The following is a 15,828-nucleotide window of genomic DNA, read 5'->3' as shown; positions in this document are numbered from 1 at the left end:
TATCAATAATAATATTTCTATGACATTTCAAGCAGGTGACTGTATTTCATTAAAAGTAACTACAGGAAGCTCTAATGCTACAACAGATAATGTAGTACAAGTTGATATTTTTTAATGTTCTATGGTATCTAAATAAGCGAGAAATTGTACGCTATATAAAACAGTAAAATAAATATCCGATCCCTTAGCGTACAAGGAACCGGATATTTTGTGTCTAAATTGTATCCGAATGTACAATTTTCTTTCTTTGATATGGTGACTCCTATTAGTTTAACTTTTGGCTATAAAAGCAGTTTAATTGTTATATTTTCAGTTACATAATCACGAGTGATAGAAATATCTTTAAACTTACGGTAAATCTAAACTTAACACGGAAGGAATATCAGGGTTATTTAAACGTAATAATTCAAAGCCTATACCCGAAGTTCCGATCATGAATCCTAAGATATTTACATCGCCGTGTTGATCTAAATTCCACTGTTCATTCTCTTCTTTTTGTTTTAATACATGTTTACCGATTTCTCTTGAGATTTCTATATACTCATTATTTTTTGTAACTTGAGCATAAGTTAAAAGAAAATCAAGATTTCCAAAGTCACCATGGCATAAGGTATTACTAGTACCAAATCCTTTAGTCATGATTACATTAATACATTTTTGTAAATCACCGCTAATATTAGTATTTGCAATAATTTGAGACATCATTAATCTACTTATGCCTATTCCACCGGCCCCATGACACCAAAATGCTGGCGCGTCAAAGCTTTCATTTTCTCTTAAATCTAACCAATTATCTTGATTATCATTTACTTTGCTATTTTCATAATCTAATATTTCTAATATATCCTTTTGTAAGTGATTCTGATTCATTTTATAAGCATATTCTAGTAATGGCCAAGCGTATCCAGAAGCACCATGTGCTAATCCAGTGAGCAAGGTATTATTCTTTATTTGTTCAGAAGCCTGATTTAATAATTTCTGGGATATTAAATCGCAAATAGGTTTTAATTCAGTAAAATTAAACTTTTCATATAGTCGGACTAATACAAGAAGGGAACCACTTAATCCACCTACAAAATCATATGTGGTCTCATTTTCAATTAATAGCGAATCAATTTTATTGATATATTCTCTAGATTGATTAATGAGTTTTTGATCGCCCCAAATTTTTCCTAAATAAGCGTATACGTATGAAAGGGAGCTATACCCTGAAAATGCTGAAGTCGATTGTAATTTTGTATGAGCTAACTTATTTTCAATATAATTCAATCCAGCAACAGCATATTTCTTATATTTTTCATCATTAGTTTCTTTTGCTAGTACTCCAAGGAATAGTACTATTCCTAAGCTACCGTTATATAAATCAATACTTATAGGGGATAATTTAAATTGTTCATTATTATCTAAGTTAAGCCCAAACCACAATGCATCTTTGAAATTATCACCTACAATAGCACGATTCACTATTTCATCGCCTATTTTTTTTGCTTCATTCAGAAATTGATCTTTTTGATATTCTTTGGTATCTAAAAGACTCTTTTCAACCTCTCTATAGCCGTACGGAGTGTATTCTTTTTGTTCGTTTGTAGCAATTGCGCCAAGAGATTGCTTTATAAATTCTACTTGTTGATCATGTTCTAGGTCACTTAATTTATTTAGCTTTTCTTTTATTTCATCTATCGAAGTTTTTTCGAAAAAGTCTTTAATTTCGATTTTATCTGAACTAAATAAACTTGTTGAACCAACTTTGAAGGTAAAGTAAGGTATATCAGTTCTTAAAAGGTCTTGTATTTCATACTTTGCAATTCGGCTGAATTTCGGTTGATGGTTAATACCATGCCATAGATAATAAAATAAGCCTTCTCTATCAATTCCATTTTTTAAGTAATTAGGATGAATACTTGCCGATACAAATCTTGCATACGCCTCAGTCGCTCTGAAAACTTGTCTTGCAAAGGTATTTTTAAACGAGTATAAAGGCCCATTATCTAATGTGAATTCTTTCTTATTATTTAATATTAATTTATACATATCCGTGAACCCATTAATAATTTCTTCAATATAATCACTAGCATTTGTTTTCTTTTGTTTAATTCGTGGGGTATTATTGAATTCTTTTAATTTAACTTTTTGTTTAACCATTTTAATCTGATCACTATATACATTATCCAATGCATTTACTGCAGAAGGCTCTACTTCTAGTTCACCACTTATTCCTAAACCGCTTAGATCATAATCAATAAGAGGATCATCACTGAATTTTACAGGCAGCATTAACGATTGAAAAACAGAATCTTTAATGTTTAATGATAATTTTAAAAAAGCACTTTTATTATCTGTTAGTTCATTATTAAATTCAATTGAATTACTAAATAGTGTTTCTAGGTCTATAAATATAGGATACTCACCATCAGCAATAATATTTTCATGGTGGAAATCTGTAGAATTTAGTATATAAAATAAAGCTATATATCCACCTTGTCTATAATAGAAGTTTTCAACGTCCTGCGGGGTATTACACTCACTTCCTGAAATAAACTCCTGATATCCATATTCATCTCGACTTAATACTGTTAAGTTTTTTAATGGTTTTTTAAATCCTTTTTTATTAATCCAAATTAATAGTTCATTAAATAGTTCATCTGTTTTTAACGAGCGAGGTTTATATACTAATTTCCCTTTATTATTAAAGTTTAGCATAGCTACAGTTCTTCCATTTTGGTGAGTGTCACCCGCGCCCAAGTCAATTGATGTTAAAATGTTGAAATCTCCACCAAAAATTTCAACTAGTTGATCTCGATCTTCCGCATAATGATAGACTATCTCAAACATTGCATCTACAGTACTATGCACAGTTTCTACCATTAGTCTTACCATTACAGGATAAGAGTTAAATAGGTTCTGGATATACTCTTTATCTTGAAGAAATTCATTAATAAAGCTAGCATATCTTTCCTTTTCAGTCTCACCACTTAGTAAATCACCAGTTCTCGCCATATTAATCTCTGTTATTAATACTTTTAATCCAATTTGGCCAATTCTATCAGCTACAGTTAATAGAATACTTTTTGTAATGTTTTCTATATTAATAGAGAATATTTTTTCTTCATGAACCCCTTTAAATTTATTTGATATTACTTCCAAACTATAGTTAAAGAATGGAACATAAAATGCGAAAAATGGAATATTTTCAAATCCCTCTAAGTATTCGATATCTTTATTGTAATATGTATTATCATTTATTAATTTGTTGACAATAGCGATCCATTCTAAAGAAGTATTTAACTCAGGATTCTCTTTGTTTGATAAAACAGTTTTGAAATATTCTAACTCTATATTGTTTTCCTGAATTAGAGTATCAATAATTGATTTATTTAATCCTGTCTTACTTAACCATTTCTGATATCGCTCTTCATCAAATGTATTTTCTTTATTTTCTCTTTCTAATAAATATGTGCCATGTTGTAACGTCATATAGCATTCTCCTTCAACGTATTTTTATAACATGTTTCAGCAATAAAACAAATATCCATTAAAATTTATACCAATGTACTAATATAAATAAACGAGTAAACTGAAGTGATAGATTCTTTAAGAGTTTATAAATATAACGTTGCTTATCGTATTTATAAAAATTTTTTCTAACATCAGAATAACTCTCTTTTAACTAATCGAATTTCTATATCTATAATGTACGTTTTAATTTATGTTAATAACAATTAGTAAAATTTGATAAAAAAATTTGCGGATTTTTAATAGTTTTTTCTGTAGTGTTTTACATGTTTGAGTATTTGAGAAAATTTTTACAACATATAAAGTCTTGTAAGTGCTTATCGTTTTTTGACACAGGGCTTTTATCTCAAAAATTTGAAGGTATAAAAGATGCATTTTTTTAAGCATGATTATTATTAAATTGGTATAATATAGAAATGTAAGAGGGGGAAAAGGAAAGCCAATAGTATAAAATAATCGTTAAACATTTCAGTTGCATTAAAACAAGTATTGATAAATAAAGTAATTAGTTACAGCTGTATTGTATTAATCTTGTTTTTCATATTTGGATTGATATGTATAGGGGAATATACAATATTATTTCCCTGTTTAAAATCAAATAATGTATCTATTGTGGTAATTCATACATATAATATTACTCAAAAATAATTCAATTAAGTTATTAGAAGAAGGGATTGGAAATATGAATATTGGTGAACGTATTCGACAAATCCGTATACATAAAGAATTTACGCAAGGGGAATTAGTATCAGGAATATGCTCTATAACGTATTTAAGCAGAATTGAAAATGGACAAATCAAACCTTCAGCTTCCTTTTTAGAAAAGGTCGCTGAAAAGTTAGATGTTGATTACAATTTTCTTGTAGATGCAGATTATGAGGATATAGAACCTATGCTTCTTGAAATATGTAATAAGTATAAAAATGATAAAATTATAAGTGAAAAAGACCTATCTTCTTTAGAACTGTATGTTCGTGATATAGACTCTATTCTTTTATTATTAAAGGCTTATGGTGTTTTAATATACTATCATTCCCGAAATAATAACTTAGTATATGTAGAAGCAATTGTAAATCAGGCTGTGCAAGTTATTCCAAATCAAATAGACCCCCAGTATACTGAAGATTATATATATTATTTAATGGCTCGAGGTTATTATTTTTATAATAAACAAGATTATATGGCTGCACATGAAATCTACGTGAAGATAGAGAGTTTACTTGATCTAGAAGAAACTACTCAACACGCCAGTGTATATTATAATCTGTGTCTTGTAAATAAAGCGCTGTATAAAGATAAAAGCATTAGTCGTTTGTATGCGCAGAAAGCTTACAAAATATTTTTGAGATTTAATATAAAGAATAAAGTAATAGATACTTTGTTAATGCTCGCAATACTGTATGATTTAGATGGATTATATGACAGGGCTCTTGAATGCTTACAGCAAGCAGAATATGAATTGGGAGATAATGACAATTCTGTATATTCGCCTATCATTTCATACAATTATGGTAAAATTTACCAAGATTTGAAAGACTATACAAGTGCTATTAAGTACTATGAAGAATGTTTGCAATTAAGTGAGTTTCTCCAACAAGAACATCAAAAGGTATACGCATTACGAAGCTTAATAGAGATTCATATAGAATTTAAAGATTGGAAAACTGTTAATGAATTTATGGATGAAGCGTTTGAGTTATTATCAATTTCTGATGTACCTTACGCTAATGTTCAACTATATGGATTGAAGGGGAAGATATCTAAATTAAGAGGAGATGATTATGGATATGAAAAACAGATGCAAAAAGCAATTGAAATCGGTTTAGAAAAGAAACAATATCCTTTAGTAAGTGAACTGGCTCATGAACTAGGAGACTATTTTTTTGATAATCGTGCTTATAAAATGTCAGCAAAATATCTAAAAATATCAATTGAAAGTTCGACGAATTAAAACAAACTAAAAATACATATATAGAGGGAGATTAATCAAGGATCTTGGTAATGATATCCGCAACATCCCCTCTATGTGATTCTATAGTAATAGTAGGTATTGGATTAATAGGATTTAACATAAGGCAAATTACAAATAAAATTGGTTAAATAGGTAACTTGTTTTTATAAAAAAAATGAATTATAAATCAAAAATTTTTACTAATTCCGTTTAACAAAGGACATCCATTAGTATTTAAATTAACAAAGCAACTACTAATGGAGGTTGGAATTATGAAAATCAAAAAAATTTATGTCATTCTTACTACAGCTATTATGTTATCCGGCATTGCCTTATCTGAAAATATAACTAGTATAGATACTACACAAAATGTAGCTGCACAAACTAGTATAGAAGACATCCCAACTTTCTACGCTGATATTACTCCAGATGCTGATTAATTAACCCCCCATATTCAAAATTCCCTTCAAATACAAATCCTTTATTAAACAATACATAGATAAAAAACAGGTGGAAAGTAAGTTCCACCTGTTTTTTTTATTATATTAACTTTGTTTGAAACTAAATTAATCAGTTAACTTTGTATTCAAACAAGGTTAATATTTTTATGTGTACAAGGTTAATTTTTCATGAGACAAGTTACAAATAAAATTGGTTAAATAGGTAACTTGTTTTTATAAAAAAAGTGAATTATAAATCGGAAATTTTTACTAATTCCGTTTAACAAAGGACATCCATTAGTATTTAAATTAACAAAGCAACTACTAATGGAGGTTGGAATTATGAAAATCAAAAAAATTTATGTCATTCTTACTACAGCTATTATGTTATCCGGCATTGCCTTATCTGAAAATATAACTAGTACAGATACTACACAAAATGTAGCTGCACAAACTAGTATAGAAGACATCCCAACTTTCTACGCTGATATTACTCCAGATGCTGATTAATTAACCCCCCATATTCAAAATTCCCTTCAAATACAAATCCTTTATTAATCAATACATAGATAAAAAACAGGTGGAAAGTAAATTCCACCTGTTTTTTTTATTATATTAACTTTGCTTTAAACGGAACTAAGTAGTTAATTTTATTTTCAATGATAACAAAATTTTTATTTGTACCAGGTTAAATTCTATAGAAACTTCCCAGAATTACAAAACATGTAAAATAATATAGAAAAAAACAACAATAATTTTAAATATTTTTAACTGAATTTTACTAATTGTTATTAACATAAATTAACACGTATATTTTAGGTACAGAAAGTTAGACAGCAAGGAGGTAGTTAATCTGATGCTAGAGACAAAAAATTCTATAGATATGATAAACAATATAAATTATCATTTGGATCTTGGTAGGGAAAATAATCAACTTTTACAAGACTTTTCGAATGAACAAGACGTATTGCCATATCATGTTTACAAACAACTATTGAATAAACAAGCATCCCAAAAAGAATCGATTAGTCTAGCTCAACCATTTATTCATATTGATACCTTAGCACAAATTCTATATGAAGCATTTCACAGTCAAACATTTACAGCTTTGGTACCTATTCTATTTGTGTTCCAACCGAATATTGTAACTGGTCTATCTACCCCAGGTGCTTATGCAATAGATTTTCATAATGATCATTTTATTCATTTAAAAGCCATCAATATTCAAGAATTTAAAGCAGGAATAGGTGAAAAAAAAGGGCCTATAGCTATTGGATATATGATAAACCAAAGTACAAGCATTCATCATTCAAAAGAATTTATGTATCCAAGGTTACAGGATCAAACTACAGAGTGTATGTTAGCCTTACAAAAGCAATTACACATACATGGAGAGTTAGAAGATCAAATTCAGTTATCATTTGATTTCAAGAAAATAATGATGCCTTTAATAGTCTTACAATGGATTAAACAGACAGCTTTATATTAAAGGTATAAAAAGGATAGTGCCGCTGGGATAGAAGGCAATATAAACTACTTTCTATAATATCTAAACCCAGCAGTAATCGTTATTAATGAAATTAGGAGTAATCCGATGATTATTTTCGCAATATTCGAAAATAATCATCGGAAAATAAAGAATTAGCTAAATTACGTAATTAAGAGTTTGATATACAAGAACTAATTGGTGTAATCGATGCAAATGAACTAAAAAAGATAGCGGGAGATGTGAACCCAGGAGCAATACCAACTGAGGTTATAACTATCGCAGTTAATCTTGAAGTAAGTATTAATTTTTGCACCATAAAGTGAAATGTATAACTCGTTATCCAGAATAAATTAAAAATCGAGAGGATGTTCAATATGTCAAAGAATGAAAAATTAGCTAAACTACGTAATCAGGAGTTCGATACGAAAGAGTTAATCGGTTCAATCGATGAAAATGAATTAAAGAAAGTAGCGGGGGCGGGGGATGTAAATCCAGAAACGACACCAGCAACACCAACAATCGTTGAGGCTACTATTGCAGCTACAGTAAGTATTTGTCCAACAACAAAATGTACAAGCCGTTGTTAATAATAAATTAAAAAATTGAGAGGATGTTCAATATGTCAAAGAATGAAAAATTAGCTAAATTACGTAATCAAGAGTTCGATACGAAAGAATTAATTGGTTCAATCGATGAAAATGAATTAAAGAAAGTAGCGGGAGCGGGGGATGTAAATCCAGAAACGACGCCAGCAACACCAACAATCGTTGAGGCTACTATTGCAGCTACAGTAAGTATTTGTCCAACAACAAAATGTACAAGCCGTTGTTAATAATAAATTAAAAAATTGAGAGGATGTTCAATATGTCAAAGAATGAAAAATTAGCTAAATTACGTAATCAGGAGTTCGATACGAAAGAATTAATTGGTTCAATCGATGAAAATGAATTAAAGAAAGTAGCGGGGGCGGGGGATGTAAATCCAGAAACGACACCAGCAACACCAACAATCGTTGAGGCTACTATTGCAGCTACAGTAAGTATTTGTCCAACAACAAAATGTACAAGCCGTTGTTAATAATAAATTAAAAAATTGAGAGGATGTTCAATATGTCAAAGAATGAAAAATTAGCTAAATTACGTAATCAGGAGTTCGATACGAAAGAATTAATTGGTTCAATCGATGAAAATGAATTAAAGAAAGTAGCGGGGGCGGGGGATGTAAATCCAGAAACGACACCAGCAACACCAACAATTATTGGAGCTACTATTGCGGTTACAGCAAGTCTTTGTCCAACAACAAAATGTACAAGCCGTTGTTAATAATAAATTAAAAAATTGAGAGGATGTTCAATATGTCAAAGAATGAAAAATTAGCTAAATTACGTAATCAGGAGTTCGATACGAAAGAATTAATCGGTTCAATCGATGAAAATGAATTAAAGAAAGTAGCGGGAGCGGGAGATGTAAACCCAGAAACAACGCCAGCAACACCAACAATTATTGGAGCTACTATTGCGGTTACAGCAAGTCTTTGTCCAACAACAAAATGCACAAGTAGATGTTAATTTCTATATAGATAACATAATTTAATTAAAAAATATATTTTTATTTAACTAATAATATATATAAAACAATAATAAAATTTAATAGGAGTGTTAAATATGAGTTCATCAAAAAAAGTAGTAGAAGCATGGAAAAACCCAGTAGAACGTTCTAAAAACGAGGATGCACCAAACCATCCAGCAGGAGAAGTTGATTCTAAAGAAATTCAGTCTCTATTTGGTGCTGGTGAAGGAGATGTAACGCCGGAAGGTTTAAGTAGCTGGTTAGGTAATAATGGTGGATACTGTACGTTAACAAAAGAATGTATGCCTTCTTGCAACTAATTATTTATATAAAACAATAATAAAATTTACAGGAGTGTTAAATATGAGTTCATCAAAAAAAGTAGTAGAAGCATGGAAAAACCCAGTAGAACGTTCTAAAAACGAGGATGCACCAAACCATCCAGCAGGAGAAGTTGATTCTAAAGAAATTCAGTCTCTATTTGGTGCTGGTGAAGGAGATGTAACACCGGAAGGTTTAAGCAGCTGGTTAGGTAATAATGGTGGATACTGTACGTTAACAAAAGAATGTATGCCTTCTTGTAACTAATTATATATAAAACAATAATAAAATTTATAGGAGTGTTAAATATGAGTTCATCAAAAAAAGTAGTAGAAGCATGGAAAAATCCAGTAGAACGTTCTAAAAACGAGGATGCACCAAATCATCCAGCAGGAGAAGTTGATTCTAAAGAAATTCAGTCTCTATTTGGTGCTGGTGAAGGAGATGTAACGCCAGAAGGTCTAAGTAGCTGGTTAGGTAATAATGGTGGATACTGTACGTTAACAAAAGAATGTATGCCTTCTTGTAATTAATTATCTTTATAAAATATATAAGAGAAGTAGAGAATCTACTTCTCTTATTAATGAAAGGAGTAGTAAAGTGTCTGTAAAGCATAGTGCATTTATTGATGAAATAAAAACTAATGATCAGATAGTTCCATATTCTACGGATTACATAAATTATTGGAAAAAAACATTTGAAAACAATGAAAATAAATTTGAAGGGATCTTAAAGGATCTTTCAGGTATTCAGTTATCAACTCTATCTCAATTAGAACATGATGAATACAGTGTAGATAAAGTAGATGCACTGCTATCATTAACCTTCTCAGAGTTTGACAGTTTCCAAACATATGAATTTCCCCCAACAATCGAAGAGCATTTATCAAAAGCAACTTTTTACAATTTTTTTAAAAAATTTATGAGTTACTCATTTTCTAAAGTTCATAAATCATTGAATACATATTCGTTCTTTGAAGAGTCACAATTATTGGCACCACTAGAATATATGTATAAAAGATTATATGAATTATCCCACAAAACATTAATATTAGAACTGAACATTCAACGCGTTCTTGAAAATTTAAAAGGGGAAACCTCGGAAGAGCGTTACAATCATTTTTGTTCTTACATTAGTACAAATGAGTTTTTTGTTTATTTTAAGGATACATATCCTGCTTTATATAGAACAATGTTAACTACATTAATCCATTGGTCAAATAATATTATTACTCTTTACTATAATCTTGAACAAGATAAGGTACAAATCCAAGAGACATTTAATATTGATATTCAGACAAATAAACTAATGACCATTACATTAGGGCTTGGTGATGAACATAATGATGGCAAAACGGTGTCATTAATTGAATTTCTTCCTAATATAAAACTTATTTATAAGCCTCGATCAATTGGTGTCGAAGCGGCATTTAATGATTTAACTGCTTGGATAAATAATCAAGTTAATAATAAAGCTCAACTGTATTCACCAAAAATCATCGATAAACATTCTTATGGTTGGGTTGAATATATTGAGAATATAGAATGCAAAACGGAAGAACAACTTAAATCATTTTATTTTAAAATGGGGAGTCTATTAGGCGTTTTATATAGTTTAAATGCTGTGGACTTTCATTATGAGAATATTATAGCGATGGGTGAGTATCCAGTTCCAATTGACCTTGAATCTTTATTCCACCATGCAAAAATATTAGAAGAAAAGAATGGATCTGCTCATAATAAAGCCCTAAATATAATTAATAGATCTGTTAGATCTACTGGAATTATTCCATTTCTTGCATTTAATAGCGATAATCCTAACTATAAAGGTCTTGATTTAAGTGGCCTTAGTGATAAAAATGATCAATTATATCCATTAAAGGTACCTTCAGTAGAAGCAAAGAATACAGATGTGATGCACGTAGATGCAAAATATAAATATGTTAAAGTAAATGAATTTGAAAAAAATAAGCCGATTTTTAAAGGTGAAAAAGTTTCATATAAAGATCATGTAGACGTTATAATAGATGGCTTTAAATATATTTATGAATGGATTTTAAATAATAAACAACAGTATAGCAATTATATATCAGATAAATTTAAAAATACGATAGTAAGAATGATTCTAAGACCTACCGCTGTATACGGTGAATTACTAAGAAAAAGTAAACATCCTGATTTTTTACAAAAAGGATATAACCGAGATATTTATTTCCACACTCTGGCATTGGAACCAGAGAACAAACCAAAAGAAATTATTAAATCCGAAAAAACTGATCTACTCAATGATGATATTCCATATTTTTATACAACGGTGAGTAGCAATCATTTATATCATAGAGAGCAAATTTGTATTCAAAACTATTTTGAGTCATCTCCTTTAGAAGCTGTAATACAGAAGATCGATGACCTTAATATTGTAGATTGCTCACAACAAATTCGAATTATGCGAATGAGCTTTTTAGCACATTCAGCTACATTTGGTGCAAATGAACAAGCTATTGATCCATATCGCAAGGTCAATATTCATGCTAATAAATCTAAGGAATTTTTAATTGAGGCACGTCATATAGGTGATTATTTAATTGCTAATGCTATAGAAGGAAATAATCAATCTGATCTTTGTTGGATTAGTACCGTAATATCTGCCTCTAATGAATATAAATGGGATATTTATCCTGTAGATTTAGATTTATATAATGGCTTAAGCGGCATTTCTCTATTCTTTAGTTATTTATATCATTTGACGGGAAGAAATGATTATAAACTAACGGCTGAGAAGTCTATTTATCCTGTAATTAATTCACTCCAAGGATTACCTGAGCAAAGAATGTTTAATATTGGTACTTTTAGTGGCGTTAGTGGTTCAATTTATGCTTTAAATCATATTAATCAATTATCACATACTAAACAATATGAACAACTCATACTCGATTCTATGAAAATAGTTGTTAGTAAATTATCGCAAGATAAAGTATTTGATATTATTGATGGAACTGCAGGGGTAATCGGGGTACTAATAGCTCTTTATAAGGATAGTGGTAATAAGGAATATCTAAAACTTCTCAAACAAGCGAGTGAATACTTAATAAATGCTGCATATCATCATCCTGGAAAAGAGGGGCATGTCTCTTGGAAACAAAGAGACGATATTTCATGGATTGGATATTCTCATGGAACGGCAGGTATTATTACTGCTTTGGTAGCAGCTAATCAATATATAAATAATCCCAATATTTTAAAACTAGCAGATAAAGTTTTATCCTATGAAAATAGTTTCTATGATCCAAAGCATAAAAATTGGAAACTTCCTTCTAAGGATAATCACTCTGTTGCTTGGTGTCATGGTGCACCAGGGATCTTATTAAGTAGGCTAATGTTAAAAGAAAGTAATTATGAAAGTAGTATACTTGATCAAAATATATATGCTGCTCTAGATACCACTATTGATAAATCGTTTGGTCATAATCGTTCACTATGTCATGGGGATTTTGGAAATTTAGACATTCTATTGTATGCAGCAAAAGTGTTACAAGATAAAACATCTTACGAACGAGCAAATTCTATTGGTATACAACTTTTAGAGTATTCTAAAACGCATAATTGGAAACAAGGGGTCAGTACGGGAACTGAATCGTTTGGTTTAATGACAGGCCTTAGTGGGATTGGAGTAGGTCTTTTACAACAGTCTGACTATAATTCAATTCCTTCTATTTTAAGGTTAGAAGAGGCTAAATTATAAAAGGAGACGGATACATGAAACAGCTAAAAATTCTTGTAACTATACTTTCCGTATTCTTGTTAAGTTTAGTTACACAACCTGTAAAAGCGGAAAAAGTAGAGACAACGGATAATTATAAATTTATTCTTTTGGATAACGAAATTCAAAAGAATAATAAGGAAAATATTGTAAAATTTTTAAAGGAAAATAACGCGATTGAGATTAAATATACTCCAGAAATTCAAATGATTTCATATAAAGAAACTAAGAGTAATATTCAATCCGATTTAGATAGTAAAATACGTACTAAGTTTAAAGCATCTATAGAAAATGTTGCTAATAGTGCTAAATTAACTTTACAAGATCCAAAGGTTTTAAACCCAAATGAGCAGTTTGCAAATAATAAGTTTAAATATAGTTTATCTTCGAAACGAACATTGAATTCCATTACTATTAATGAACCTGTCTCGAACGTTTCGCCACCTTGGCAAATTGCCAAGGTAACTAATAATTATAAATCTCACGAAATAACTTTAGGAGAAAAAAATGTAAACATCGCTTTAGTTGATAGTGGCGTAGATTATAACCACCCTGAACTTAAGGATAGTATCAGGTATTTAGAAGGGAAATCCTATGTTCCCAGCGAGCCGGATCTGTTAGATCAAAATGGCCATGGTACTCAGGTTGCAGGAATTATTGCAGCTCATGATAGATTAAAAGGGATTGTTCCTAATATAACTATTACTCCATATAAAGTTATAGGGAAAAAAGATGGTGAATCAGTTTGGACTATACAGGCTATTATTGATGCAGCAAATAAAGGAGCAGACGTAATAAATTTAAGTTTAGGAACTTATAAGGCTATAAATTTAGATGATGAGAACGCAATTATAAAGGCGTATGAAAGAGCTATTCAATACGCGAAAGAAAAAAATTCTATAGTAGTTGCTTCAGCAGGTAATGAAGGAATAAGCTTGGATAAACCATTTGAAAAAGTAGATGATGAGAAAGGTGTACTATATAAAATTCATGTACCTGGTGGATTAAGTAATGTATTGACAGTATCAGGAACAGACAAGAACGATGAATTTGTAAATTACTCCAATTTTGGTCCAGAGGTAGACTTTAGTGCACCAAGTGGTTCGTATGGAACAATTATTGATAATCAATTCAGATTTGATCCATCCTATTTAATTGGTACTACCTATCCAACTTATTTAGAACCTACTATGTTGGACGCTCAACTAAATACACCGAAAGGCTACACGCTAAACCTAGGGACTAGTTTATCTGCTCCATCAGTATCTGGTACATTAGGAGCTATTATCTCAAGGTATTATGAGCTTCATTCTACAAAACCTTCGGCAGATATAACTATCAAGTATTTAAAAGATGGTGCTACCGATTTAGGTACAACTGGTAAAGATGATCAATATGGATATGGATTAGTTAATAGTTATAAGAGTACAAATAGTGTTAAATAATTTTGTTCTTAATTAACCTGTGTTAATGGTATTTTGTAAATTTCACTCACTATTATTTTACTACATGATAATAGTGAGTGAATTACTATTATCATGTAGTAAAAGCGTGTAGTGGAACGACAGTTAAATATTAAAAAGGACATGTAGATTATAGAAACTGGGTATTAACCTTTGCTTTATATTCTATTTGGAGATTTTAGTAAAAAAATATTAATAATAAGTAAATATAAGGATGAAATTTAAACTTATAATTGATTTAAAATTCTAAATTCAGGTGGTTGATATTATGAACAATCAAGTTTTAAATATTAAAGGCTTGCATAAAAAGTATAAAGACAAACATGTTTTAAAAGGAATTGATTTAACTATTAAAAAGGGCGAAATATTTGGATTATTAGGTCCGAATGGAGCGGGTAAATCTACTTTTTTTAAAATCATACTAGGATTAATAGAAGCAGACGAGGGAACTGTAGAAGTATTAGGAAAGGATATCAAAAAAAATAGAATTGAAATCTTATCTAAAACAGGTTCATTAATTGAAGCTCCGACCTTTTATGATCATTTATCGGGGTACGAAAATTTATTAATTGCTTCTAAATTGAAGAATATTAATGATAAAGAACATATAAAGGAACTTTTGAATTTATTTAAACTATATGAAGACCGAAACCGTACCTTTAAAAAATATTCACTTGGTATGAAACAGCGTTTAGGATTAGCTGCTGCATTCATGAATAACCCTGAATTATTAATATTAGATGAGCCCACTAATGGATTAGATCCACAGGGAGTTTATGAAGTAAAAGAATTTATAAAAAAGGCACCAAGTATATTTAATTCTACTATAATTTTGTCAAGTCATATTCTAAGTGAAGTTGAACAAATGGCCGATCATATCGGGATTATTCATCAAGGAGAAATAAAGTACCAAGGTTTATTATCTTCTCTACAAAATAAACAATCATTAAATATTGTTGAATTTACAGTTAATAATACAGCTCTTACTCAGAAATTACTTGAACAATCTAACTATATATTCCATGTAAATAATAATATCTTTAGTGTTGAATATTATGATGATAAATCACTTAATGATATTCAACACTTACTAGTATCTAATCAGATTTTCATTCAATCTTTCCAAACTAAAAAGCAGAATTTAGAGGAAGCATATTTAGATATCGTTGGACAAGGTGCTGTAAGTGTATGAGGAGTGTATTAGCTACTGAGTATATAAAATATAGAAAAAGTCATTTACTGTTTTTGATTATTTTAGGGCCTATTATACTTGGATTGGGTGAATTTATCGGATTAAATTATTATAGTAATTATCATGCTATTA

General features: G+C 29.8%; 17 protein-coding genes. 16 read left to right on the top strand and 1 reads right to left on the bottom strand.

From position 1 onward, the window contains the following. Window positions 1-348: 348 nt before the first annotated feature. Window positions 349-3,474 (bottom strand): type 2 lanthipeptide synthetase LanM family protein, encoded by a 3,126-nt coding sequence (locus QCI46_RS29685; RefSeq protein ID WP_353842192.1) that lies wholly within the window; start codon window positions 3,472-3,474, stop codon window positions 349-351. Between the two features lie 721 nt (window positions 3,475-4,195). On the opposite strand from QCI46_RS29685, the gene QCI46_RS29680 reads away from it, so the two are divergent. The 16 genes from QCI46_RS29680 (at window position 4,196) to QCI46_RS29605 (ending at window position 15,696) form a co-directional block, all read left to right on the top strand. Further along, entirely contained in the window at window positions 4,196-5,464 is a 1,269-nt protein-coding gene (locus tag QCI46_RS29680; RefSeq protein WP_097889983.1) for a helix-turn-helix domain-containing protein, read from the top strand. 272 nt (window positions 5,465-5,736) lie between these two features. After that, window positions 5,737-5,904, top strand: coding sequence for a hypothetical protein (locus QCI46_RS29675; protein ID WP_340439301.1), 168 nt, complete (start codon window positions 5,737-5,739; stop codon window positions 5,902-5,904). A gap of 342 nt (window positions 5,905-6,246) precedes the next feature. Then, window positions 6,247-6,414: a hypothetical protein gene (locus tag QCI46_RS29670; RefSeq protein ID WP_176546183.1), complete on the top strand. Its 168-nt coding sequence runs from the start codon at window positions 6,247-6,249 to the stop codon at window positions 6,412-6,414. A 346-nt stretch (window positions 6,415-6,760) separates the two neighbouring features. Beyond that, a complete protein-coding gene (locus QCI46_RS29665; protein WP_353842191.1) occupies window positions 6,761-7,393 on the top strand; it encodes a hypothetical protein in 633 nt (210 codons plus the stop codon). Window positions 7,394-7,575: 182 nt separating this feature from the next. Beyond that, window positions 7,576-7,716, top strand: a complete 141-nt coding sequence (locus tag QCI46_RS29660) for a class II lanthipeptide, LchA2/BrtA2 family (protein ID WP_194956682.1) — start codon at window positions 7,576-7,578, stop codon at window positions 7,714-7,716. 51 nt (window positions 7,717-7,767) lie between these two features. Beyond that, on the top strand, window positions 7,768-7,980 hold the full coding sequence (locus tag QCI46_RS29655; protein WP_000041628.1) for a class II lanthipeptide, LchA2/BrtA2 family: 213 nt from the start codon (window positions 7,768-7,770) through the stop codon (window positions 7,978-7,980). A gap of 32 nt (window positions 7,981-8,012) precedes the next feature. Next, window positions 8,013-8,225, top strand: coding sequence for a class II lanthipeptide, LchA2/BrtA2 family (locus tag QCI46_RS29650; RefSeq protein WP_000041628.1), 213 nt, complete (start codon window positions 8,013-8,015; stop codon window positions 8,223-8,225). A 32-nt stretch (window positions 8,226-8,257) separates the two neighbouring features. Continuing rightward, on the top strand, window positions 8,258-8,470 hold the full coding sequence (locus QCI46_RS29645) for a class II lanthipeptide, LchA2/BrtA2 family (protein WP_000041628.1): 213 nt from the start codon (window positions 8,258-8,260) through the stop codon (window positions 8,468-8,470). A gap of 32 nt (window positions 8,471-8,502) precedes the next feature. Then, entirely contained in the window at window positions 8,503-8,715 is a 213-nt protein-coding gene (locus tag QCI46_RS29640; protein WP_033692917.1) for a class II lanthipeptide, LchA2/BrtA2 family, read from the top strand. A 32-nt stretch (window positions 8,716-8,747) separates the two neighbouring features. Further along, a complete protein-coding gene (locus tag QCI46_RS29635; RefSeq protein WP_033692917.1) occupies window positions 8,748-8,960 on the top strand; it encodes a class II lanthipeptide, LchA2/BrtA2 family in 213 nt (70 codons plus the stop codon). A 96-nt stretch (window positions 8,961-9,056) separates the two neighbouring features. Then, window positions 9,057-9,281, top strand: coding sequence for a lichenicidin alpha family lanthipeptide (locus QCI46_RS29630; RefSeq protein ID WP_033692916.1), 225 nt, complete (start codon window positions 9,057-9,059; stop codon window positions 9,279-9,281). A 43-nt stretch (window positions 9,282-9,324) separates the two neighbouring features. After that, window positions 9,325-9,549: a lichenicidin alpha family lanthipeptide gene (locus tag QCI46_RS29625; RefSeq protein WP_033692916.1), complete on the top strand. Its 225-nt coding sequence runs from the start codon at window positions 9,325-9,327 to the stop codon at window positions 9,547-9,549. Window positions 9,550-9,590: 41 nt separating this feature from the next. After that, window positions 9,591-9,815: a lichenicidin alpha family lanthipeptide gene (locus tag QCI46_RS29620; protein WP_033692916.1), complete on the top strand. Its 225-nt coding sequence runs from the start codon at window positions 9,591-9,593 to the stop codon at window positions 9,813-9,815. A 67-nt stretch (window positions 9,816-9,882) separates the two neighbouring features. Further along, entirely contained in the window at window positions 9,883-13,023 is a 3,141-nt protein-coding gene (locus QCI46_RS29615) for a type 2 lanthipeptide synthetase LanM family protein (RefSeq protein WP_353842190.1), read from the top strand. Window positions 13,024-13,037: 14 nt separating this feature from the next. Next, window positions 13,038-14,486 carry a S8 family serine peptidase gene (locus tag QCI46_RS29610; protein WP_353842189.1) on the top strand — a complete coding sequence of 483 codons (1,449 nt, stop codon included), beginning with the start codon at window positions 13,038-13,040 and terminating at the stop codon, window positions 14,484-14,486. 286 nt (window positions 14,487-14,772) lie between these two features. Then, on the top strand, window positions 14,773-15,696 hold the full coding sequence (locus QCI46_RS29605) for an ABC transporter ATP-binding protein (protein ID WP_097889997.1): 924 nt from the start codon (window positions 14,773-14,775) through the stop codon (window positions 15,694-15,696). The last annotated feature ends 132 nt before the right edge of the window (window positions 15,697-15,828 follow it).

Origin of the sequence: Bacillus cereus group sp. RP32 (assembly GCF_040459735.1) — a bacterium.
GTDB classification, from domain to species: domain Bacteria; phylum Bacillota; class Bacilli; order Bacillales; family Bacillaceae_G; genus Bacillus_A; species Bacillus_A wiedmannii.
Note: the sequence above shows the minus strand (reverse complement) of the source record. Positions and strands in the feature narration are given on the sequence as shown.